Here is a 21,400-nt window from a genome sequence, read left to right as displayed (position 1 = left end):
CATGATCGGCATCGTCATCCCCGCGCACGACGAAGAAGCCAGCCTGCACGCCTGCCTGCAGGCGGTGCGCAAGGCGGCTGCACATCCTCAGCTGCAGGGTGAGGCGGTGAGTATCGTGGTGGTACTCGACAGTTGCAACGACGGCTCCGAGCAAATCGCACGCCGCCATCCGGTGACGGTGCTGCCGCTGCAGGTGCGCAATGTCGGCCTGGCGCGGCATCACGGTGCACGCGCACTGATCGCTGCGGGCGCACGCTGGCTAGCCTTTACCGATGCCGATACGCGGGTTGCCCCCGATTGGCTGGCGGCACAACTGGCGCTGAAGGCGGATGCGGTCTGCGGCACGGTCACGCCCGACCACTGGCGCGATCACCCGCCGGAGGTGCGGCAACGCTTCGCGCGCGACTATCACGATGAGGATGGCCATCGCCATATCCACGGTGCCAATCTGGGTGTCTGCGCCCAGGCCTATCTGCGTGCGGGCGGCTTTCCACCGCTGGCCTGTCATGAGGATGTGGGACTGGTGCAGGCCTTGCAGGCCACCGATGCGCAGATCGCCTGGAGTGCGCGGGTGCGGGTGGTCACCAGCACCCGCAAGCAGAGCAAGGCGCGCGGCGGCTTCGGCGATACGCTGCGGCTGTGGGCCGCCGAAGAGTGCGCGGCCATCCTGCCGGCTTAGCGGGGATTGTCTCCCGCACGCACCACCTGTTGCGCCTGCTCGATGCTCACGTGATGGTCTTCCACCGTATTGACCAGCCGCTGGCGTTTCGCGCGTGAGCCGAAGTTGTTGGCGTAGATCCATGTGAACTCGGCACCGAGCAGGAAGATCTGCGCGGAGTAATAGATCCACAGCAGCAGCAACGCAAACGAGCCGGCCGCCCCGAAGCCGGAGGTCATGCCGGTGCTGCCCAGATACAGACCGATCAGATACTTGCCGATGATGAAGAGCACGGTGGTGGCCACGGCACCGATCCACACGTCATGCCAGGACAGTGTCACGCGCGGCATGAACTTGTAGATCATCGAGAAGAGCGTGGAGAACACCACGAAGGACAGCACGAAGTTGAGCATCTGCAGCAGCAGTTGCCATCCTTCAAACCAGCCGCCCCACCAGCGTCCCAGCGCCGCCAGCGCCGCACTGACCACCAGCGAGATGATCAGCAGGAAGCCCAGACCGATGATCAGGCCGAAGGACAGCAGCCGCGTGCGCGCCAGTTGCCACAGGCCACTCTTGCGCTTGGCGACGGGGATGCGCCAGATGCGGTCGAGCGCACTCTGCAATTCCGAAAACACCGCTGTGGCGCCAATGACCAGCGTGACTACCGAAATGCCGGCGGCGATCATGCCCTCGCGCGGCTGGCTCACCGACTTCAGCAAACCCTGGATGGCAAACGCGCCTTCGGTACCGACGATGTCGCGGATCTGGTTGACGATCTCGCCCTGCGCGGCATCGTGACCGAACAGCATGCCGGCCACCGCGATGGCGATCACCAGCATGGGAGCAATCGAGAAGATGGTGTAGTAGGCGATGGCGGCTCCCATGCTGGGGGCGAAGTCATCGATCCACGCATTGACCGCGGCCACCGTCATCTGCCAGGCCTGCTGGGCGCGCGTGCCACCCTTGATCATCTTGACCTCGGCCGCCGGGTCCAGATAGTCCGAGGGGGCCGGTTCCAGCTTGGCCTTGACGATGTCGATCCGCGCCGGGGCATCCGGCGGCAGCGGTGTATCGGTCTTGGCCTTGGCGGCAGCCGCCTTGGCACGAGCCGATCCCTTGCGCCAGGCGGCAATCAGCGGCATGGCCAGCGTCACCAGCCGCAAGGCCCGTTCCAGTCCTTGCGGCAGTGCATCGTGATGAGCCGTCGTGGCATGGCCGGTGTGTGCCTTGCTGCTCTCCTCCTCTGCGCGGGAGGCCACCATCCGGGGCGCTGTCGGCGACGCAGTCACGCGCTTCTGGCGGCGCTTTCTTCCCAGCCACAGACCTGCGCCGGCGCTCAACAGGGCAGCGGCGACCAGGACGCCCGGGGAAGGACTGCCCGGCTCCTCCCCGGATTGAGGACGGGCAGCGGCTGGCGGGGTGCGGACGGGACGAAACGGGTCGGAAGAGCTGCTCATGAAGTCCTCGGCTGGGCATATTGTTGTGGCAGTGTGACCGGTGCGTATGAACGATTGTTCCTGCTTCCGAGCTGCCCGTCCAGCCTTGTAGGAAGCCGCTGTCGGCGCTCTGGTGGCCGACGTGAAAATGAAGCGCGTGGTATAAAGGTGGTCTTCGCAACAAGCTTCACTGGCTTCGCATTGCGTGTGAACCAGAGCGGCGCAAGCCGGTCTGTCTGCATTCTTCCCAGGCCATCGCGCCTGCCCTGCGTGTAGCCCATTGGGCCGAACCGGGCAGCGCCGGCCCTTCCCCAACCTGACGAACGAGGATTGCCCATGTATAAGGACGTACAGCTTTTCATCAACGGCGAATGGACCGCCAGCGCCTCCGGCCGCACCATCGATGTCGTCAATCCGGCTACCGAGGAAGTGATCGGCAAGATCGCCCACGCCGACCGCAGCGACCTGGATCGCGCCCTGGAAGCCGCCAAAAAGGGCTTCGAGACCTGGCGCAACATGTCCGCCTTCGAGCGTTCCAAGATCATGCGCCGTGCCGCTGACCTGCTGCGCGAGCGCGCCGACGATATCGCGCGCCTGATGACCCTAGAACAAGGCAAGCCGCTGGGTGAATCCAAGATGGAAACCCTGGGCGCGGCCGACACCATCGACTGGTTCGCCGAGGAAGCCCGCCGCACCTACGGCCGCCTGGTGCCGGCCCGCGTGCCGGGTGCCTACCAGATGGTGATCAAGGAGCCGGTCGGTCCGGTAGCCGCCTTCACCCCGTGGAACTTCCCGATCAACCAGGTGGTGCGCAAGCTCTCGGCGGCCCTGGCTGCGGGTTGCTCCATCATCGTCAAGGCCCCGGAAGAAACCCCGGCCTCCCCGGCCGAACTGATCCGTGCCTACGCAGACGCAGGCGTGCCGGCCGGTGTCATCAACCTGGTCTACGGCGTGCCGGCCGAGATCTCGGAATACCTGATCCCGCATCCGGTGATCAAGAAGATTTCCTTCACCGGCTCCACCCCGGTGGGCAAGCAGCTGGCAGCTCTGGCCGGCCAGCACATGAAGCGCGCCACCATGGAACTGGGCGGCCACGCACCGGCCATGGTGTTCGATGACGTGGACGTGGAACTGGCCGCCAAGACCCTGGCCACCTCCAAGTTCCGCAATGCCGGCCAGGTGTGCGTCTCGCCGACCCGCTTCCTGGTGCAGAAGGGTGTCTTCAACGCCTTCGTCGACAAGTTCGTCACCTATGCCGAACAGCTGAAGGTAGGCAATGGCCTGGAAGCCGGCGTGGGCATGGGCCCGGTCGCCAACAAGCGCCGCATCCCGGCGCTGGAAGCGCTGATCGATGATGCCGTCTCGCAAGGCGCGCAACTGCGCACCGGTGGCAAGCGCATCGGCGACAAGGGTTATTTCTTCCAGCCGACCGTGCTGACCAATGTCCCGCTGGAGGCCCGCGTGATGAACGAGGAGCCCTTCGGTCCGCTGGCCATCATCAATTCCTTCGAGACCCTGGATGAAGTGATCACCGAAGCCAACCGCCTGCCCTTCGGCCTGGCCGCCTATGCCTTCGCCAAGTCGGCCAAGACCAAGCACGCCCTGGCCGCGCGCGTGGAAAGCGGCATGCTGACCATCAACCACCTGGGCCTGGCGCTGCCGGAACTGCCCTTCGGCGGCATCAAGGACAGCGGCTACGGTTCCGAAGGCGGTACCGAGGCCATCGAGGCTTACATCAACACCAAGCTGGTGACGCAGCTGGATGTCTGATCCCGGGCAGGTCGCATGACCTGCCGCAATGATCGCCCTGCGTGATGAAAAAAAATCGGCGGACCTGCAAGGGTCCGCCGATTTTCTTTTGGGGCTGTACTTCTTATTCTTCGCCGCCGCCCCCCGAGGGCGGCACCAGGATATCTCGGCTGCCATTGCGCGACATGGCCGAGAGCACGCCCGCCGTTTCCATCTGCTCCACCAGCCGCGCGGCGCGGTTGTAACCGATGCGCAATTGCCGCTGCACCGAGGAGATGGAGGCGCGGCGCGTCTTGAGCACGAAGGCCACCGCCTCGTCGTAGAGCGGGTCGGCTTCGGCATCGCCGCCCTCGCCGCCGGCGAACATGTCGGCCTGGGCCGTGTCTTCCGAAATCGGCGGAGCCAGGATTTCCTCGATGTAGCGCGGTTCACCGAAGGACTTCAGGTATTCCACCACGCGGTGCACTTCTTCATCCGAGACGAAGGCGCCATGCACCCGCTGCGGATAGCCCGAGCCCGGCGGCAGGAACAGCATGTCGCCATGGCCCAGCAGCGATTCGGCCCCCATCTGGTCCAGCACGGTGCGCGAGTCGATCTTGGACGACACCTGGAAGGCCACGCGGGTCGGGATGTTGGCCTTGATGAGGCCGGTGATCACGTCCACCGACGGCCGCTGCGTGGCCAGGATCAGGTGGATGCCGGCCGCGCGCGCCTTCTGTGCCAGGCGCGCAATCAACTCTTCCACCTTCTTGCCGACCACCATCATGAGGTCGGCCAGTTCGTCGATGACGATCACGATGGTGGGCAGCTTTTCCAGCGGCTCGGGCGCGTCGGGCGTGAGGCTGAAGGGATTGGGAATCTTCTCGCCACGGGCGGCGGCATCATCGAGCTTCTGGTTGTAACCGGCCAGATTGCGTACGCCCAGCTTGGACATCTTCTTGTAGCGGCGCTCCATCTCTTCCACCGCCCAGTTCAGGGCGTGCGCGGCCTCGCGCATGTCGGTCACCACCGGAGCCAGCAGGTGCGGGATACCTTCGTAGATCGACAGCTCCAGCATCTTGGGGTCGATCATGATGAGGCGCACTTCCTCGGGCGTAGCCTTGTAGAGCAGCGAGAGGATCATCGCATTGATGGCCACCGACTTGCCCGACCCGGTGGTACCGGCCACCAGCATGTGCGGCGCGCGCGCCAGGTCGGTCACCACGGGCGTGCCGGTGATGTCCTTGCCCATGGCAATGGTCAGGTGCGAAGCGGATTTGCGATAAGCCTGCGAATGCACGATCTCGGAGAGCTTGATCATCTGCCGGCGCGCATTGGGCAGCTCCAGGCCCATGCAGGTCTTGCCGGGAATGGTCTCGACCACGCGAATCGAGGTCAGACCCAGGGCACGTGAAAGATCCTTCACCAGGTTCACCACCTGAGCGCCACGTACGCCTTGTGCCGGCTCCACTTCGAAACGGGTAATCACCGGACCGGCCTCGGCCCCCAACACCGTGACCGGCACCTTGAATTCGCGCAGGCGCTGTTCGATCAGGCGACCGGTTTCCTGGAGTTGCTCGGGGTCGACCTCGATGCGCGATTCGGGGACTTCATCGAGCAAGTCCAATGACGGCAAGGGGATGTCCACGCGCGGCTCATCGACGTAGCCCTCGGGCGCCATGGCCACCGGCTGCACGTAGGCTGGCGCCGCTTCGGGCATGCGCACGCTGAAGGCCGCAGCGGGCTGGGCCGGCGGCGCTTCGGGCGCGGGGTCGGGCAGCATGTCGAACCAGGGGGCATTGAAGGTGCCGAGGTCGATCGGTTCCGGTTGCGGCTCGGGCAGCGGCGGTGCAGGCTCGGGGGCCGCCATCGGTGCCATGAAGGGCGGCACGGGAGGGGCGACGACCGGTGGCGGCGTGGGGACGGGAGAGGGCACCAGCCCCAAGGATTCCGGCAAGGGCTGTCCCTGCGGACTCAGCGGCACGATAGGCGGTACCTGAGGTGCCAGCGGCGCAGCCGGCGGCGTTTCCTGCTCGCCGCTGGTCTGCTGCAAGGAGCGCATCAGGCGCGTCGGCACCACGTCGGCACGCTCGGCCGGTTTGCCGGGCACACTGCCCGGCTCAGGAGCACGGCCCACGCTGCTGATGCGGATGCTGCGGGTAGGCTGGGCCGGTGCCGGATTGCCGCGTGCAATCGATGGCGGAATCGGACGGATCGGCGGCGACGGCGTGGCCGCGCGAGACAGGCTGGCATCGGCCGCCGCGCTGGCCGCCGAGATGGCACGGCTGGCAGCGGCACGGGCCAGCATGGCTTCGGTCGGACGCAGGCTTTCGAAGGCGGCCCATTCGGATTCCGGACGCGGTTTGGCCGCCGGGTCCGTCTGGCGCGGATTGATGGAAGGCCACTTGCCGCCCTGCGCGCTGCCGGCAGGCGTTGCTTGGCTGTTGCGGCTGCCGCCGGTGAGGGCCGACAGTGGCACTTTCCAGTCGTCACGCGGTGCGTTCCCGGCCGGACGCTCCGGTGCCGGGGCCGGCGTCAGGCGCGCCGGACGGGGGCGCGGGGCGAAGGGCGAGGCCGGCGGCATGCGCTTGGCCGATGCGGAACCGGGAGCAGGCGCGCGCGGCATCGGGGCACGGCGTTCGGTACTGGCGGGGAAACTGCTGCGGGCGGATCCGGCGCTGCCGTGCAGGCTGCTCATGCGCAATCGTTCACTTTCGGCGCTGCCACGGCGCGGCGGGCCCAGGTCCAGCTCGGGGTGCTCATCGCGGCCAGCCGGTGCGCCTCGGCCAAACATGGCACCCAGCAGCCATTTCAGGCCCAGCGCCAGCAAACCCAGCATCAGGACGGCGGCAATGCCACGGCTGATCTTGCCGCCCAGCGCATCCATCAGGGCCGCGCCGAACAGCGCTCCGCCCGGGCCATCATCGCCCGCAACCAGTTGTGAACGCACCAGCGACTCGACCGCGCTGCTGGCGGCCAGCAGCAGCAGGCTGCCGCACCACAGGCGAATGGCACCGCGCCCGCCGAAGATGGACTTGCGGCCGAGCGCGCGCGCTACCGTGCGCAGCAGCAGCGGCAGCAGCCAGAGGACCGACCAGCCAAACCATTTGACGAAAATCATGCTACTCCCAAACTTCACCGGCCTGGCAGTGCGCCAGCCGGCCTCGTGAATCCATGCAGTGCAAGCTGATGCTGCATCGCAGGCTGCGAGTGTAAACCAAACCGGTGCCCTGCCGCCGCCCATCGGCTGGCCTTTTGGTGCAGAGCACGCCCGGCCTCAACGGCCGTGACAATGGCAATCCACCACGTGATCGTTGATCACGCCCACGCCTTGCAGATAGGCATAGATGATGGTGGAACCGACAAACTTGAAACCGCGCTTGGCCAGCTCCTTGGAAATCGCATCCGACAGCGGCGTCTTGGCCGGGCAATCGGCCAGCGACGCCCAGCGGTTGACGATGGGCTGGCCATCGACCTTGCCCCACAGATAGGCATCGAGCCCGCCGACTTCCTCGCGCAGTTGCAGGTAGGCACGCGCATTGCCGATGGTGGCGGCCACCTTCAGGCGATTGCGCACGATGCCCGGATTCTTCAGCAATTGCGCCACCTTGCGCTCGTCATAACGGGCGATCTTCTCGGCATCCCAGTCGTCGAAGGCCTCGCGGTAGCTGTCGCGCTTGTTGAGCACGGTTTCCCAGGACAGTCCGGCCTGGGCACCTTCGAGGTTCAGCATCTCGAACAGACGTGTTTCATCGTGGCAGGGCACGCCCCATTCATGGTCGTGATACTGCACATAGCGGGGATTGGCCAGGTTGACCCAGCCGCAGCGGACAAGTGTTTGCGTCATGATGGTGTTGTTTTCGTTCATTTCGCCGGATTCACACCGGCCACAGAGGCGGTTCATCCATCAGCGCGATCTGTTCGCGCAATTCCAGGATGCGGTCCTGCCAGTAACGTTGGGTATTGAACCAGGGGAAGGCCACCGGAAACGCCGGGTCATCCCAGCGCCGCGCCAGCCAGGCGGAATAATGGATCAGGCGCAGGGTGCGCAGGGCTTCGATGAGATACAGCTCGCGTGGCTCGAATTCGCAGAAACTTTCATATCCCGCCAACAGGTCGGCCAGTTGCCCCACCATCTCGCGCCGCTCGCCCGAGAGCAGCATCCACAGGTCCTGCACGGCCGGGCCGCTGCGGCTGTCGTCGAAATCGACGAAGTGCGGGCCGGCATCGGTCCACAGGACGTTGCCAACATGGCAATCACCATGCAGGCGCAGGGTGCGGATCTCCCCTGCCCGCTCGTAGCAGCGCCGCACGCCATCGAGCGCCTGCTCGACCGTGGTGCGCCAGGCCGTGGCCACATCCATGGGGATGAAATCGTGCGCCAGCAGCCAGTCACGCGGTTCCTCGCCGAAGCTGGCGATGTCCAGCGCCGGGCGGGACTGGAAGGGGCTGCGCAGGCCGACCGCATGGATGCGGCCGATGAAGCGGCCCAGACGCTCCAGGGTATCGGCATCGTCCAGCTCAGGTGCACGGCCACCGTGGCGGCGGAACACGGCAAAGCGGAAACCGGCGTGGCGATGCAGGGTGACACCATTGTCGAGACGCATGGCGGGCACCACCGGCACTTCTTCGTCGGCCAATTCCTGCGAAAAAGCGTGTTCTTCGAGGATCTGCTCATCACTCCAGCGCAAGGGACGATAAAACTTGGCCACCAGCGGCGGGCCGTCTTCCATGCCGACCTGGTAGACGCGGTTTTCATAGCTGTTCAGGGCCAGCAGGCGGCCATCGCCGTACAGGCCCAGCCCGTCGAGGGCATCGAGTACCGTATCGGGCGAGAGCGTGGCGAAGGAAGTGGCGTCGGGGAGGTCAGCAGATTGGGCGGGGGAATTCATCCGTCTATTGTACTGTCCACCAGCCTGCCCGCCCCAACCGATTGCAGCATTCCGGGCAGCAACCGACCGGCAACACTCGCGCCCCCGGGCCAATGCCTTTACACTCCTGCCTTTAGCATCAGTCATTGGAACCATCATGCATCTCGACCAGCCCCTTTCCGACGCCGAATTCGACGAACTCGACGATTTTCTCCTCTCCGATCGCTGCGCCGACGATGTGATGACCATGGACACCCTGCACGGCTACCTGACGGCCCTGGCCATCGGTCCGCAGGAAGTGCTGATGGCCGAATGGCTGCCGCGCGTCTGGGGCAGCCGTCCGGAAGACACGCCCAAGTTCAAGAACGGCAAGGAAGCCGAGCGCATCACCAGCCTGATCGCGCGCACCATGAACGAAATCGCCATCACCTTCGAAGTCGCCCCCAAGGAATATGAACCTCTGTTCTGCGAGCGCGAGCACGAAGGCAAACCGCTGCTGGATGCGGAAGCCTGGGCCTGGGGTTTCTGGGAAGGCATCCAGTTGCGCGCGGCGCAGTGGGACGAAATTTTCCACTCCAACCTGGCCCCGCTGATGCGTCCCATCTACCTGCTGGGCTCGGAAGAGCTGGAAGAGGAAGAAACCAGGCTCATCGACGACCCGCTCAAGACCCACAAGCTGGCCATCGAGATCGAATCGGCCATTCCGCACATCCACCGCTACTGGGCGCCCAAGCGCAAGTCGGCGGTCGAGCAGGTGCAGCGCGATGCGCCCAAGACCGGCCGCAACGATGCCTGTCCCTGCGGCAGTGGCAAGAAATACAAGAAGTGCTGCGGCGCAGATTCGGAAGAATGATTCACCCGGCACCATGAAAAAGGCGCGCCGGATGCCGGGCGCGCCTTTTTGCTTCATACAGGATGGCGTTGCTGCCAACCACCCTGCCTGGGCCGGATGCTACGGCCTCACTCCTTGATGAAGTGTTCGCGGTAGTACTTCAGTTCTTCGATCGACTCCAGGATGTCGGCCAGGGCCGTGTGCATCTGGCGCTTCTTGAAACCGGTGGCGATTTCAGGCTTCCAGCGCTTGCAGAGTTCCTTCAGGGTCGACACATCGAGGTTGCGATAGTGGAAGAATTCTTCCAGCTTGGGCATGCCGCGCACCATGAAGCGGCGGTCCTGGCAGATCGAATTGCCGCACATGGGCGACTTGCCGGCCGGGACGTATTGCTTCAGGAAGGCGATGATCTGCTGTTCGGCGTCGGCTTCGGTGACGGTGGACGCCTTGACGCGGTCGATCAGGCCGGAACGGCCGTGGGTGCCCTTGTTCCAGGCGTCCATGCCGTCCAGCAGCTCGTCGGACTGGTGGATGGCCAGCACCGGGCCTTCGCCCAGCACGTTCAGTTCTGCATCGGTAACCACCACGGCCACTTCGATGATGCGATCCTTGTCCGGATCCAGGCCGGTCATTTCCATATCGACCCAGACCAGGTTCATTTCATTGGGCCGGACAGGCGCGGCGGGGGCTTGTGACATAATTCTTCCTTATTGACGGGATGGGGCCTGGCCCCATCTACTGCAGGGTTCATTGCTGGGTTCGCTCGCCCGGATCGCACCGGACGGCATGGCCGACAGGCCTGCCACCGCTGCCGGCTGGGGCAGGACGCGGGCCTGGGCCTCGAACTTCCGCCATTTTCGCACAGGGAAAGCATGTCTTCACTTTCGTTTTCAGTTTTGTTCGTCGTATTCCTGGCCATCAGCCTGGGCGTGCGTTTCTGGCTGGCTTCGCGCCATATTCGCCATGTGATCGCCCACCGCGCGGCGGTGCCGCCCGAGTTCGCGGAGAAGATCCCGCTGTCGGCCCACCAGAAGGCGGCCGACTACACGGTGGCGCGTACCAAGTTCGGCCTGGTGACGCTGATCGTGAATGCTGCAGTGCTGATCGGCTTCACCCTGCTGGGCGGGCTGCAATGGCTCTCCAGCCTGCTGCTGGGCTGGACGGGCGAACCGGGCATGGTGTACCAGATCGCGCTGGTGGCGGGATTTGGCCTCATTTCCGGTGCGGTGGACCTGCCCTTCGATTACTACCGCCAGTTCAGGCTGGAAGCCGGTTTCGGCTTCAACAAGATGACGCGTGGCCTGTTCTTCAGCGACATGATCAAGCAAACCCTGCTGGGTGCCGTGATCGGCCTGCCGCTTCTGTGGGTGGTGCTGGTGCTGATGGAAAAGGCCGGCGCGCTCTGGTGGTTCTATACCTGGATCGTGCTGTGCGCCTTCCAGCTGCTCATGCTGGTGATCTATCCCAGCTTCATCGCGCCGCTCTTCAACAAATTCACCGCGCTGGAAGATGACAGCCTGCGCAGCCGCATCGAAGGCTTGATGCAGCGCGTCGGATTCGCCTCCAAGGGCCTGTTCGTGATGGACGGTTCCAAGCGCAGCGCGCATGGCAATGCCTACTTCTCGGGCTTCGGCTCGGGCAAGCGCATCGTCTTCTTCGACACCCTGCTGGCGCGCCTGGCCCCGCATGAGATCGAAGCCGTGCTGGCCCACGAACTGGGCCACTTCAAGCTCAAGCACATCGTCAAGCGTGTGGTCGTCATGTTCGGCCTGTCGCTGGCCTTCCTGGCGCTGCTGGGCTATCTGAAGGGCCAAGCATGGTTCTACACCGGCCTGGGCGTGGAGCCACTGCTGCTGGGCAGCAACGATGCCATGGCCCTGATCCTGTTCATGCTGGTGCTGCCGATCTTCACTTTCCTGTTCTCGCCGCTGTCTTCGCTCTCCTCGCGCAAGCACGAGTTCGAGGCCGATGCCTTCGCCGCACAGCACACCGATGCACAGGATCTGGTATCGGCACTGGTCAAGCTGTACGAGGACAATGCCTCCACCCTCACCCCCGATCCGCTGCACTCGGCTTTCTACGATTCGCACCCGCCGGCGTCGCTGCGCATCCAGCACCTGCACGCTGCCATCGCCGCCCATCGCGCAACGTCGGGACCAGCCGCCGCCGCGGGCAGCCACTGAATTTTTTGATCATCTAAAAGGCGTGCTGGATGAATGAAACAGCCCGCCGCAGGAGAACCCCATGAGCATCACCGCAAGCACCCTCGCCGCCGCCCGCAGCGTCCAGCCCATCGCTGCGCTGGACGACACCGCCATCGCCGCCCACCTGGCCGCCCTGCCCGACTGGAAGATCGACGGCGGCAAGCTGGCGCGAACTTTCGCCTTCGGCAACTATTACGAGACCCTGGCCTTCGTCAACGCGATCGCGTGGATCATCCACGCCGAAGACCATCACCCGGAACTGACCGTCACCTACAACCGCTGCAACGTGAAGTTCGATACCCACAGCGTCAATGAAGGCCGTGGCGGTTTGTCAGCCAATGACTTCATCTGCGCGGCCAAGGTCGACGCCATTTTCGCCCAGCGCGCCCCGGCCTGATGGGAGTCCGCAAGCAAGGCGCACGCAGCGCCAGGGCAGGATCAGCGACGAACAAGGCTGAGCTGGAACAGGGGCTGGTCATTGCCGCCCACGGCCGTCACTATCTGGTGCAGGCCGCTGAACAGAAACTGAATTGCGTCACCCGTGGCAAGAAGAGCGATGTGGCGGTCGGCGACCACATCCGCCTGGCCCGCACCTCGGCCGACCAGGGCGTGGTGGAAAGCATCGACGAACGCCGCACCCTGCTCTATCGCTCGGACCAGTACAAGTCCAAGCTGCTGGCGGCCAATGTGGATCAACTCTTCATCGTGGTGGCGACCGAACCGAGCTTTTCGGATGACCTGGTCTCGCGCTCGCTGGTGGCGGCCGAGTCGGCCGGTGTCTCCGCGCACCTGATCCTGAACAAGACCGACATCACCGAAGCCCTGCCCAAGACGCGTGAACGCCTGCAGGTGTATGCGCGCCTGGGTTATCCGGTGCACGAGGTCTCGGCCAAGGCCCAGCCGGAAGAGACGCGTGCGGCCTTCATGCCGCTGTTGGCCGGCAAGAGCACCATCCTGATCGGCCAGTCGGGCATGGGCAAGTCCTCCATCATCAATCTGATCGTCCCGGACGCCGATATCGCCACCCGCGAAATCTCGGCCGCCCTCGATACCGGCAAGCACACTACGACCTTCACCCGGTTGTACCAGATGGAGCAGGAGGCCAGCATCATCGATTCGCCGGGCTTCCAGGAGTTCGGCCTGTATCAGCTCTCCGAAGGCATGCTGGAACGCGCCTTCCGCGACTTCACCCCCTATCTGGGCAAGTGCCGCTTCTACAACTGCCACCATCTCAACGAGCCGGGCTGTGCGGTGCTGGAGGCAGTGCAGGCCGGCGAGATTGCGGGGATGCGCCACCAGCTGTATGCGCAGCTGGTGCATGAATCTTCACAGACCTTGTACTGACTTGTCCCTCTTCAGAACTTGTAGGCAGCCGTCAACACCACCGCGCGCGGTGCCCCCGGCACGATCTGGGTGGCCCCGGTGGCGCTGACGTAATAGCGCCGGTTGGCCAGGTTGGTGGCCGCCAGCGTGTATTCGGTGCGCTCCATCCGGTAGCCCAGCAGCGCATCCCAGCGCACGTAGCCGGGCAGCTCCAGCAGGTTCTCGCGATCGGCAAAGCGCGCGCCCTCCAGCACCACGCCTGCCTCGCCAAACCATCCCAAGGGCGGCGCGTAGGACACGAACAGGCTGCCATTGCGGGCCGAGACCCCGGAGGCGCGCTTGCCCGCATACTGCGCCTCAGCCCGCACCACCCTTGAATTCTGCTGGGTCCAGCCGCCGCGCACGAACCAGTGGCGCGCCACTTCCCCCGCCACGCTCAATTCGATGCCGCGATTGCGCTCCAGTCCGCTCTGGGTGAACACGCCCGGCTGCACCGGGTCGGCCACGGTGCGGTTGTAGAGTTCCAGTTCGAACCAGGCCAGCGTCGTGCTGATCCTGCGCCCGAACCAGTCGCTCTTGACCCCGGCTTCCAGCTGGCGGCTGAATTGGGGTCCCAGGTCATTGCCATTGCCCTTCGCCCCCGGTGACAGGCCGATCACGTCGCCGCCCACCGGCGCATAGCTCTTGCTCCACGATCCATAGAAGTGATGCGCCGGCAGGGCTTCCCATACCGCGCCCACGCGCGGGCTCACGGCGTTGCTGGAACGCTCGATGCGAATGTCGCGCAGGCGGCTGCGGGAATCGACCTCGAAGTGATCCCAGCGCACCCCGGCCAGGACTTTCCATTGCGCCCCGATGGCGATCTGGTCTTGCGCATACAAGCCCACGGAATCGACCCGGTGGTAGTTCATCTGCCAGGGCTGCGGCTGGGGCGTGGCGTTGCGCACCTCGGGATCGGTCAGCGAGACGGGCAGCGCAGTGGCCATCCACAAGCGCGGCTCGCGCTTCTGCCAGCCGTATTCGGCACCGGCCAGCAGCTCGTGCCGGAGGATGCCGCTGCCGAGCGTGCCGAGCAATTCCAGGTTGGCCTGCACATTGCGCTGCTGCAGGTTCTGTTGAAAGCGACTGCGCTGCACGTTGCCCAGGTTGCGGCCGGCGCTGACGTAGCCTTGGGTAACGAAGGTATTGTCGAAGTCGCTGTTGAGATCAAACACGCTCACCATCTGCCGCACGCTCCAGTCCGGCGCAATGGACCTTGTGAGGGTGGAACGCAGGCTGAGACTGGTATCGCGGATGAAGTCGCGCCCGGCCGCACCGAAGAAGGCGCGGTCCGACGCCACCGGCAAGGCAAGGGCTGCAACCGTATCCTTGCCCGTCAACGCCGTGACCCGGCCCGGTACGCCGCGATCCGGAACCCGTTCGAATTCATCGTAGTCCGCCTGCAGCAGCCAGCTGTCGCGGCCGGACTCCCACTTCAGCGCCGGAGCGAAGTACTGGCGCGTTCCGCGCACACCGTGACGGAAGTGGGCTTCGTGTTCACGCCCGGCGTTGATGCGTAGCCCCCATTGCTCGCCCAGCGGACGATTCCAGTCCACCGCCCCGCCCTGCTGGCCACGGCTGCCCCAGATGGCGGTGGCCTGACCGAAGGCTTCACGTTCCGGCTGCTTGCTGATGCGATTGATCACGCCGCCGCCGCTGCCGCGTCCGTAGAGCACGGCGGCCGGGCCCTTGAGGATCTCGATGCGATCAATGTTGCCCAGGCTGCGCACGTATTGCGCGTCATCGCGCATGCCGTCGAGCAGGGTATCGCCGGCATTGGAAAAGCCGCGCAGCCGGAAGGCATCGAAGCGCGTATCGGAGACATTGGAAACACCCGGCACCCCGGCCAATGCCGCCGCCAGCCCGCGCCCGCCATAAGCCCTGACCTGCGCGGCATCGACCGCCTGCACCGTCAGCGGCACCTCGCGCACATCAGTGGCGGTGCGGGTGGCGCTGCCCAAGGGGCCGGGACGGGGATCATGCAGATTGCGCTGGCTGCGGACCTCGACGGCAGGCAAGCGCGCAGCATCGCTCTCCTCGCGCTCGGCCGTGGCCTCGGCGGCAGCAGCGGAAACAGGAAACGCGAACAAGGCCGCCACCAACGCCGCCGGCAAGGCGCGCAGCTTGGGCGGCGCGGAACGTGATGAAGAAAAAGACCGGCGCAAACCCTGTAACGGGTGCGGGCAAGAAGAATCGTGGGACATGGCAGCTGTTCCTTTCAGGCAAGGGAAAGCTGCGGATTCTAGCCATCTGAATAGCAATAATTCTCATTTGCGACGTGAGATCAGGCTCTTTGTCGCACTTAGTGCGCATTCCTCGAAAAAGCTGGATATGGATTTCGAAAAATTTCTTCACGTGCATCGAAGGAATTCGAAGCGCATCCCCGATGCCGTGCGCGGGACTTCATCTTTGACCCGAATTCGCGAAACCCCGGGGGGTTTCTTTGCAGCAAGTACTGCGGGTATCTTTTTAAGCCGAATCCCTTATAATCTAAGGAGTTAACGACTATCGGCGGCAGGCGCCACACTGGCCGCCGTTTTTATTTATGGCAATCAAACACTACCTTCAGTTTTCCGACTTTACGCTTGATGAATACGAGTACGTGATCGAACGTTCCCGTGTGATCAAACGTAAGTTCAAGAATTACGAGCCCCATCACACGCTGGCCGATCGTACCCTGGTGATGGTGTTCGAAAAGAACTCGACCCGCACCCGCCTCTCCTTCGAAGCCGGCATGCACCAGATGGGCGGTGCGGCGATCTACCTCAACACCCGCGACAGCCAGCTTGGCCGTGGCGAACCGGTGGAAGATGCGGCGCAGGTGATGTCACGCATGTGCGACGTCATCATGATCCGCACCTACGGCCAGGAAATCATTGAGCGCTTTGCCAAGCATTCGCGCGTGCCGGTCATCAACGGCCTGACCAACGAGCAGCATCCCTGCCAGGTGCTGGCCGATGTCTTCACCTACATCGAGCATCGCGGCAGCATCCAGGGCAAGATCGTGGCCTGGGTCGGCGACGCCAACAACATGCTCTATTCGTGGCTGCAGGCGGCCGAGGTGTTTGGCTTCCACGTCAACGTCTCCACCCCCAAGGGCTACGACATCGATCCGGCCCAGGTCTCGCCGGGCAACCAGAATTACACCTTCTTCGCCGATCCGGCCGATGCCTGCCAGGATGCCGACCTGGTCACCACCGACGTGTGGACCAGCATGGGCTTCGAAGCCGAGAACAATGCCCGCCTGAAGGCCTTCGATGGCTGGATCGTGGACCAGGCCAAGATGTCGCGCGCCAAGAAGGATGCGCTCTTCATGCACTGCCTGCCCGCGCACCGTGGCGAGGAAGTGGCCGCCGAAGTGATCGACGGCCCGCAATCGGTGGTCTGGGACGAGGCGGAAAACCGCCTGCACGTGCAGAAGGCCCTGCTCGAATACCTGGTGCACGGCCGCTTCGATTAAGCCGCCTGCTACCCATTCCCCCAGCACAAGAATCACGCTCAACACTTCACTTCATCGCAACGTCAAGATCATGTCCAACATCCTGCAATCCGTCCCGGTCAATCAAAAAGTCGGCATCGCCTTCTCCGGCGGCCTCGATACCAGCGCCGCGCTGACCTGGATGCGCCAGAAAGGCGCTGTCCCCTACGCCTACACCGCCAACCTGGGCCAGCCGGATGAGCCGGACTATGACGCCATCCCCAAGAAGGCCATGCAATACGGTGCCGAACTGGCGCGCCTGATCGACTGCCGCGAACAGCTGGCCAACGAAGGCATCGCTGCCCTGCAAAGCGGCGCGTTCCACATCTCCACCGCCGGCATCACCTATTTCAACACCACCCCGCTGGGCCGTGCCGTGACCGGCACCATGCTGGTGTCGGCCATGCGTGAAGACAACGTCGACATCTGGGGCGACGGCAGCACCTACAAGGGCAACGACATCGAGCGCTTTTATCGCTACGGCCTGCTGGTGAACCCCAACCTGAAGATCTACAAGCCCTGGCTGGACAGCACCTTCATCGACGAACTGGGCGGCCGCAAGGAAATGTCCGAGTTCATGATCAAGTCCGGCTTCGACTACAAGATGTCGGTGGAAAAGGCCTACTCGACCGACTCCAACATGCTGGGCGCGACCCACGAAGCCAAGGACCTGGAATTCCTCAACAGCGGCATCAAGATCGTGCAGCCCATCATGGGCGTGGCGTTCTGGCGCGATGACGTGGAAGTGAAGGCCGAGACCGTTACCGTGCGCTTCGAAGAAGGCCGTCCGGTGGCGCTCAACGGCAAGACCTTCGCCAGCATGACCGAGCTGATCCTGGAAGCCAACCGCATCGGTGGCCGCCATGGCCTGGGCATGAGCGACCAGATCGAGAACCGCATCATCGAAGCCAAGAGCCGCGGCATCTACGAAGCCCCGGGCCTGGCCCTGCTGTTCATCGCCTACGAGCGCCTGGTCACTGGCATCCACAACGAAGACACCATCGAACAGTACCGCGACAACGGCCGCAAGCTGGGCCGCCTGCTGTATCAGGGCCGCTGGTTCGATTCGCAGGCCATCATGCTGCGCGAAACCGCCCAGCGCTGGGTGGCACGCGCCATCACCGGCGAAGTGACGGTGGAACTGCGTCGCGGCAATGACTACTCGATCCTCAACACCGAGTCGCCCAACCTGACCTACCACCCGGAACGCCTGACCATGGAAAAGGGCGAAGGCAGCTTCTCCGCCATCGACCGTATCGGCCAGCTGACCATGCGCAACCTGGACATCGCCGACACCCGCCAGAAGCTGTCGATCTACCAGAACACCGGCCTGCTGGATTCCAGCACTGCCGTGTCGCTGCCGCTGCTGGGCAAGGACGAAAAGTAATTCCTGCTGGATTCACCTTTACCGTTTAATGGAAGCGATTCGATGAGCACTCAATTCGACAACGTCACCGTCCTGAAAAAGGGCAATGTCTACTTCGACGGCAAGTGTGTCTCGCACACCGTGCTGCTGGCCGATGGCAGCAAGAAGACCCTGGGCGTGATCCTGCCCTCGACGCTGAACTTCAGCACCGGTGCACCGGAAATCATGGAAATCAACGGCGGCAGCTGCCGCGTGCGTCTGAAGGGCGAAGAAGCCTGGAACACCTACGCTGCAGGCACCACCTTCAGCGTGCCGGGCAACTCCAGCTTCGACATCGAAGTGACCGAGACCCTGGATTACGTCTGCCACTTCGGCTGATCTTCTCGGCGTCTGAATAAAAAGCCGTCCGGTAGCGATACCGGACGGCTTTTTTACGTCTTAACACAGGAGTGCGCTCAGATGAAGACCGGTTCCGGCTCCAGCTGGACGCCGAACTTTTCCTTCACATCATCCTGGATCGCCTTGGCCAGCCTGGCGACTTCCGCCCCGGTGGCACCGCCCCGGTTGACCAGCACCAGGGCCTGCTGTTCATACACGCCAGCACGCCCCATGCTCTTGCCCTTCCAGCCGCAGCGGTCGATCAGCCAGCCGGCGGCCAGCTTGTAGTGATCGTCATCGACGCGATAGCTGACCAGGTTGCTGTATTGCGCCAGCAGGGTATCGCGCAGGCGAGCCGGCACGATGGGGTTCTTGAAGAAGCTGCCGGCGTTGCCGATCCGGGCGGGGTCTGGCAGCTTGCGGGTGCGGATGGCGATGACGGCCTCGGCGATGTCACGCGGACCGGGTTCGGTGATGCCGCGCTCCAGCAGGGCCTGGGCGACGTCGGCGTAATTGGCGTTGGCTTCCCAGCGCTTCGGGAGAGCGAATGTCACCTCCAGGACCACGGCGCGGTCGCGCAGCGCATGCTTGAAGACGCTGTCGCGATAGCCGAAGCGGCAGGCCTCGCGATCCAGCGTCAGCAGTTCGCCGCTGATCAGGTCGAAAGCTTGCAGGCTGTGGAAGCGATCCTTGATCTCGATGCCGTAGGCACCGATGTTCTGGATGGGCGCGGCACCGACGCTGCCGGGGATGAGTGAAAGATTCTCCAGCCCGCCCAGGTCCTGTTGCAGCGTCCACTGGACGAAAGCGTGCCAGTTCTCCCCGGCGGCGGCGCGCACGTAGATGAAGTTGTCGTCCTCGTCGGCGATGTCTATGCCCCGGTTCTGCATATGCAGCACCAATCCGCTGAAGTCTTGCGTCAGGAGCAGGTTGCTGCCGCCGCCCAGGACCAGCCGGGGCAAGGCCATGAGGCCGGCGTCCTGGCGCAGGGTGCGCAGTTGCTCGATGCCCTCTACAGGCAGGTAGGCATGGGCACTGGCCTCGATGCCGAAGGTATTGAGGGCGCGCAGGGAAACGTCGTGGCGGACGGGAAATGAAGAAGTGCTCATAGGGGTGGGATTATATCGCCCGCGCGGGAGCAAATCCGCTGTCAGTGGCCGGGCGATGGCGGCGGGCGCCTCACTCCGTTAAAATCACGGCTCAGACGCCGGCCTTCGCCGGCTGCAAGAACATAAGGAACAAGCCATGCCCTCATTCGATACCGTCTGCGAAGCCAACCTGGTGGAAGTCAAGAACGCCGTGGACCAAGCCAACAAGGAAATTTCCACCCGTTTCGACTTCAAGGGCACTGATGCCCGCGTCGAACAGAAGGAACGTGAACTGACCGCCTTTGCCGACTCGGACTTCCAGCTCAGCCAGGTGCGCGACGTGCTGACCAACAAGATGACCAAACGCAACGTCGATGTGCGGTTCCTGGACGAAGGCAAGATCGAGAAGATCGGCGGCGACAAGGTCAAGCAGGTCATCAAGGTGAAGAACGGCATCGAAAGCGACGATGCCAAGAAGATCGTGCGCGTCATCAAGGACAGCAAGATGAAGGTCCAAGCCAGCATCCAGGGCGACGCCGTGCGCATCACCGGCGCCAAGCGCGACGATTTGCAGGCGGCCATGGCGCTGCTGCGCAAGGAGATCAAGGAGATTCCGCTGGAGTTCAACAACTTCCGTGACTGATCTGGGCCATTGCCTTTGCAGTACCGACAACGCCGGCTTTTGCCGGCGTTTGTTTTTGGCGCCAGCTCGATGGTATTCGAGTAAACGCAGCTGATTGCTTGAGGGCAAGCGGGTTTCCGCACTGCCAAATCTACACTCCTTCCACCCAAAAATATCGGCATCTCTTGAAGTGAGCGCTGATGGGCTGTTTGGGCCAGTTGCCAACTGACGGAAGGAGCAAAGATGGAACACAAGGAATTTGACGGACAACGCCTGGCAAACGATTTTCTTGCCGGCATCGATAAACGACCCATCAAAGGCAGCCATGCGCTGGCGACGCTGGGTTCGGCCACGCGGCTTGGCGGGGAAGTCGCTACGGCAAGCAGTAGCATGCACATCAAGGGACACCGCATCGCCTGCGTCGGTGACATCGTGCGATATCAGGACGGGACGGAGAGCAGGATCATCTCAGGTGCCGGCGCAGCTTTAACCTGCAAAGGCCATCCGATGGCCATGGTCGGCAGCACGACCGACAATGGGGACACGGTCACAGGCAGTCTGCAAAGCGTGGCACAAATTCGGGAATACGCCGACGATGCCGGCATACCGGGGCTGCTGCAAGCTGGCTACCTGGCGCCGACAGGGGATGGCGCATGAAGATCATCGGTTGGATTCGCTATGGCGATAAAGCCGCCTGCGGCGGGACGGTAATTGAGGGTGACCAGACTTGCCGCAGCCATGGCCGGGCTTATGCCTTTCAGGGGGCTCGGGTGGCTTGCCGAAAGGACTGCATCATTGCTGATGGTTTTCCGCGCTCTACGCTCACCAATGGACGGGCTCAGGTTATTCATGGGATGAAGACCAGTGCTGGGTGTCCGTTGCTTTCTACGCTCAATGAGGTTGATGGCGTGGGCAATGCGAGCGGTGAAGCAGTCACGACCAATTTTTATCAAACAACTCAAGGCGACTGGCTACCAAAGTTTGGACCTGAGCATCTCACAGAAGAAAGCCCGGATGAACAAGTGCGCGCCATCGATGGCAAGACCGGCGAGCCGATACCTGATCTGGCGTATTACATCAAAGCACCGGACGGAACTACTTACAGCGGCTACACCGATACCAACGGCTTATGCGAACGAGTCGCGACCTATCATCCTGAGGAACTGAGCGTCTGGTTCGGCGAGGATGCAGAAACAAAAATGCGGGAGGGATGATGGGAGCAAAGGTCAAGACTAACCATGAAAAGGGCTCAACGGTGCCGGTGATGCACGACCGCAAAGTACGTTTGTTACTATGGGGAGGCGCAGCAACTCCATCAGACAATTACACCTTCGAGCACGCAAAAAACAACGTGCTGCGCGACTATAAAGCTCGGGA

19 protein-coding genes are annotated in these 21,400 nt (G+C 63.5%); 12 read left to right on the top strand and 7 right to left on the bottom strand.

The window, feature by feature from the left end; all coding sequences use genetic code 11:
* The first annotated feature begins 1 nt into the window (after nt 1).
* On the top strand, nt 2-679 hold the full coding sequence (locus tag ACWFUC_RS12275; RefSeq protein ID WP_489625012.1) for a glycosyltransferase family 2 protein: 678 nt from the start codon (nt 2-4) through the stop codon (nt 677-679).
* On the opposite strand, the gene ACWFUC_RS12270 is transcribed toward ACWFUC_RS12275, so the two are convergent.
* A complete protein-coding gene (locus tag ACWFUC_RS12270; protein ID WP_489625011.1) occupies nt 676-2,115 on the bottom strand; it encodes a YihY/virulence factor BrkB family protein in 1,440 nt (479 codons plus the stop codon). The genes ACWFUC_RS12275 and ACWFUC_RS12270 overlap by 4 nt on opposite strands.
* 315 nt (nt 2,116-2,430) lie before the next feature.
* On the opposite strand from ACWFUC_RS12270, the gene ACWFUC_RS12265 reads away from it, so the two are divergent.
* A complete protein-coding gene (locus ACWFUC_RS12265; protein ID WP_489625010.1) occupies nt 2,431-3,864 on the top strand; it encodes an NAD-dependent succinate-semialdehyde dehydrogenase in 1,434 nt (477 codons plus the stop codon).
* 103 nt (nt 3,865-3,967) lie between these two features.
* On the opposite strand, the gene ACWFUC_RS12260 is transcribed toward ACWFUC_RS12265, so the two are convergent.
* The 3 genes from ACWFUC_RS12260 to ACWFUC_RS12250 form a co-directional block, all read right to left on the bottom strand.
* Nucleotides 3,968-6,943 (bottom strand): DNA translocase FtsK, encoded by a 2,976-nt coding sequence (locus ACWFUC_RS12260; RefSeq protein ID WP_489625009.1) that lies wholly within the window; start codon nt 6,941-6,943, stop codon nt 3,968-3,970.
* Nucleotides 6,944-7,099: 156 nt separating this feature from the next.
* Nucleotides 7,100-7,669, bottom strand: coding sequence for a DNA-3-methyladenine glycosylase I (locus tag ACWFUC_RS12255; RefSeq protein WP_034330504.1), 570 nt, complete (start codon nt 7,667-7,669; stop codon nt 7,100-7,102).
* Nucleotides 7,670-7,700: 31 nt separating this feature from the next.
* Nucleotides 7,701-8,714, bottom strand: coding sequence for a serine/threonine protein kinase (locus ACWFUC_RS12250; RefSeq protein ID WP_489637611.1), 1,014 nt, complete (start codon nt 8,712-8,714; stop codon nt 7,701-7,703).
* Between the two features lie 136 nt (nt 8,715-8,850).
* Between ACWFUC_RS12250 and ACWFUC_RS12245 the strand changes: the two genes are divergently transcribed.
* The gene (locus tag ACWFUC_RS12245; protein ID WP_134221801.1) at nt 8,851-9,546 is read left to right on the top strand and encodes a UPF0149 family protein; all 696 of its coding nucleotides are present in this window, start codon (nt 8,851-8,853) and stop codon (nt 9,544-9,546) included.
* A 107-nt stretch (nt 9,547-9,653) separates the two neighbouring features.
* On the opposite strand, the gene orn is transcribed toward ACWFUC_RS12245, so the two are convergent.
* Nucleotides 9,654-10,223, bottom strand: a complete 570-nt coding sequence (orn, locus tag ACWFUC_RS12240) for an oligoribonuclease (RefSeq protein ID WP_008326970.1) — start codon at nt 10,221-10,223, stop codon at nt 9,654-9,656.
* Between the two features lie 174 nt (nt 10,224-10,397).
* Between orn and ACWFUC_RS12235 the strand changes: the two genes are divergently transcribed.
* From ACWFUC_RS12235 to rsgA, 3 genes are all read left to right on the top strand, one after another.
* Nucleotides 10,398-11,708 carry a M48 family metallopeptidase gene (locus ACWFUC_RS12235; RefSeq protein ID WP_489637610.1) on the top strand — a complete coding sequence of 437 codons (1,311 nt, stop codon included), beginning with the start codon at nt 10,398-10,400 and terminating at the stop codon, nt 11,706-11,708.
* A gap of 61 nt (nt 11,709-11,769) precedes the next feature.
* Entirely contained in the window at nt 11,770-12,126 is a 357-nt protein-coding gene (locus tag ACWFUC_RS12230) for a 4a-hydroxytetrahydrobiopterin dehydratase (protein WP_489625007.1), read from the top strand.
* On the top strand, nt 12,126-13,073 hold the full coding sequence (gene rsgA, locus ACWFUC_RS12225) for a ribosome small subunit-dependent GTPase A (RefSeq protein WP_121038330.1): 948 nt from the start codon (nt 12,126-12,128) through the stop codon (nt 13,071-13,073). The genes ACWFUC_RS12230 and rsgA overlap by 1 nt, the downstream gene beginning before the upstream one ends.
* Nucleotides 13,074-13,084: 11 nt before the next feature.
* Here rsgA and ACWFUC_RS12220 read toward each other — a convergent pair whose 3' ends face one another.
* The gene (locus tag ACWFUC_RS12220) at nt 13,085-15,295 is read right to left on the bottom strand and encodes a TonB-dependent receptor (RefSeq protein ID WP_489625006.1); all 2,211 of its coding nucleotides are present in this window, start codon (nt 15,293-15,295) and stop codon (nt 13,085-13,087) included.
* Between the two features lie 341 nt (nt 15,296-15,636).
* Here ACWFUC_RS12220 and argF point away from each other — a divergent pair, with 341 nt between their 5' ends.
* From argF to ppnP, 3 genes are all read left to right on the top strand, one after another.
* A complete protein-coding gene (gene argF / locus ACWFUC_RS12215) occupies nt 15,637-16,551 on the top strand; it encodes an ornithine carbamoyltransferase (protein WP_209583037.1) in 915 nt (304 codons plus the stop codon).
* Nucleotides 16,552-16,621: 70 nt separating this feature from the next.
* Nucleotides 16,622-17,956, top strand: coding sequence for an argininosuccinate synthase (gene argG, locus ACWFUC_RS12210; RefSeq protein WP_121038321.1), 1,335 nt, complete (start codon nt 16,622-16,624; stop codon nt 17,954-17,956).
* Nucleotides 17,957-17,998: 42 nt separating this feature from the next.
* Nucleotides 17,999-18,313, top strand: a complete 315-nt coding sequence (ppnP, locus tag ACWFUC_RS12205) for a pyrimidine/purine nucleoside phosphorylase (protein ID WP_145606412.1) — start codon at nt 17,999-18,001, stop codon at nt 18,311-18,313.
* Between the two features lie 77 nt (nt 18,314-18,390).
* Here the strand turns inward: ppnP and murB are convergent, their stop codons facing one another.
* Nucleotides 18,391-19,422, bottom strand: a complete 1,032-nt coding sequence (gene murB / locus ACWFUC_RS12200; protein WP_489625005.1) for a UDP-N-acetylmuramate dehydrogenase — start codon at nt 19,420-19,422, stop codon at nt 18,391-18,393.
* A gap of 136 nt (nt 19,423-19,558) precedes the next feature.
* On the opposite strand from murB, the gene ACWFUC_RS12195 reads away from it, so the two are divergent.
* The 3 genes from ACWFUC_RS12195 (at nt 19,559) to ACWFUC_RS12185 (ending at nt 21,237) form a co-directional block, all read left to right on the top strand.
* Complete coding sequence (locus tag ACWFUC_RS12195) at nt 19,559-20,044, top strand: YajQ family cyclic di-GMP-binding protein (RefSeq protein ID WP_034333613.1); 486 nt, start codon at nt 19,559-19,561, stop codon at nt 20,042-20,044.
* Nucleotides 20,045-20,266: 222 nt separating this feature from the next.
* A complete protein-coding gene (locus tag ACWFUC_RS12190) occupies nt 20,267-20,680 on the top strand; it encodes a PAAR domain-containing protein (protein ID WP_489625004.1) in 414 nt (137 codons plus the stop codon).
* Nucleotides 20,677-21,237, top strand: a complete 561-nt coding sequence (locus tag ACWFUC_RS12185) for a PAAR domain-containing protein (RefSeq protein ID WP_209583043.1) — start codon at nt 20,677-20,679, stop codon at nt 21,235-21,237. The genes ACWFUC_RS12190 and ACWFUC_RS12185 overlap by 4 nt, the downstream gene beginning before the upstream one ends.
* The last annotated feature ends 163 nt before the right edge of the window (nt 21,238-21,400 follow it).

This window comes from Herbaspirillum sp. Her4, from assembly GCF_057961335.1.
The sequence above is the reverse complement of the archived record's forward strand: the minus strand, read 5'-3'. Positions and strand labels throughout refer to the sequence as shown.

Excerpts from the sequence above, each read along its gene's own strand:
- ACWFUC_RS12275 (WP_489625012.1), top strand. The coding sequence starts at position 2 with ATGATCGGCATCGTCATCCCCGCGCACGACGAAGAAGCCAGCCTGCAC.
- ACWFUC_RS12270 (WP_489625011.1), bottom strand. The coding sequence starts at position 2,115 with ATGAGCAGCTCTTCCGACCCGTTTCGTCCCGTCCGCACCCCGCCAGCC.
- ACWFUC_RS12265 (WP_489625010.1), top strand. The coding sequence starts at position 2,431 with ATGTATAAGGACGTACAGCTTTTCATCAACGGCGAATGGACCGCCAGC.
- ACWFUC_RS12260 (WP_489625009.1), bottom strand. The coding sequence starts at position 6,943 with ATGATTTTCGTCAAATGGTTTGGCTGGTCGGTCCTCTGGCTGCTGCCG.
- ACWFUC_RS12255 (WP_034330504.1), bottom strand. The coding sequence starts at position 7,669 with ATGACGCAAACACTTGTCCGCTGCGGCTGGGTCAACCTGGCCAATCCC.
- ACWFUC_RS12250 (WP_489637611.1), bottom strand. The coding sequence starts at position 8,714 with ATGAATTCCCCCGCCCAATCTGCTGACCTCCCCGACGCCACTTCCTTC.
- ACWFUC_RS12245 (WP_134221801.1), top strand. The coding sequence starts at position 8,851 with ATGCATCTCGACCAGCCCCTTTCCGACGCCGAATTCGACGAACTCGAC.
- orn (WP_008326970.1), bottom strand. The coding sequence starts at position 10,223 with ATGTCACAAGCCCCCGCCGCGCCTGTCCGGCCCAATGAAATGAACCTG.
- ACWFUC_RS12235 (WP_489637610.1), top strand. The coding sequence starts at position 10,398 with ATGTCTTCACTTTCGTTTTCAGTTTTGTTCGTCGTATTCCTGGCCATC.
- ACWFUC_RS12230 (WP_489625007.1), top strand. The coding sequence starts at position 11,770 with ATGAGCATCACCGCAAGCACCCTCGCCGCCGCCCGCAGCGTCCAGCCC.
- rsgA (WP_121038330.1), top strand. The coding sequence starts at position 12,126 with ATGGGAGTCCGCAAGCAAGGCGCACGCAGCGCCAGGGCAGGATCAGCG.
- ACWFUC_RS12220 (WP_489625006.1), bottom strand. The coding sequence starts at position 15,295 with ATGTCCCACGATTCTTCTTGCCCGCACCCGTTACAGGGTTTGCGCCGG.
- argF (WP_209583037.1), top strand. The coding sequence starts at position 15,637 with ATGGCAATCAAACACTACCTTCAGTTTTCCGACTTTACGCTTGATGAA.
- argG (WP_121038321.1), top strand. The coding sequence starts at position 16,622 with ATGTCCAACATCCTGCAATCCGTCCCGGTCAATCAAAAAGTCGGCATC.
- ppnP (WP_145606412.1), top strand. The coding sequence starts at position 17,999 with ATGAGCACTCAATTCGACAACGTCACCGTCCTGAAAAAGGGCAATGTC.
- murB (WP_489625005.1), bottom strand. The coding sequence starts at position 19,422 with ATGAGCACTTCTTCATTTCCCGTCCGCCACGACGTTTCCCTGCGCGCC.
- ACWFUC_RS12195 (WP_034333613.1), top strand. The coding sequence starts at position 19,559 with ATGCCCTCATTCGATACCGTCTGCGAAGCCAACCTGGTGGAAGTCAAG.
- ACWFUC_RS12190 (WP_489625004.1), top strand. The coding sequence starts at position 20,267 with ATGGAACACAAGGAATTTGACGGACAACGCCTGGCAAACGATTTTCTT.
- ACWFUC_RS12185 (WP_209583043.1), top strand. The coding sequence starts at position 20,677 with ATGAAGATCATCGGTTGGATTCGCTATGGCGATAAAGCCGCCTGCGGC.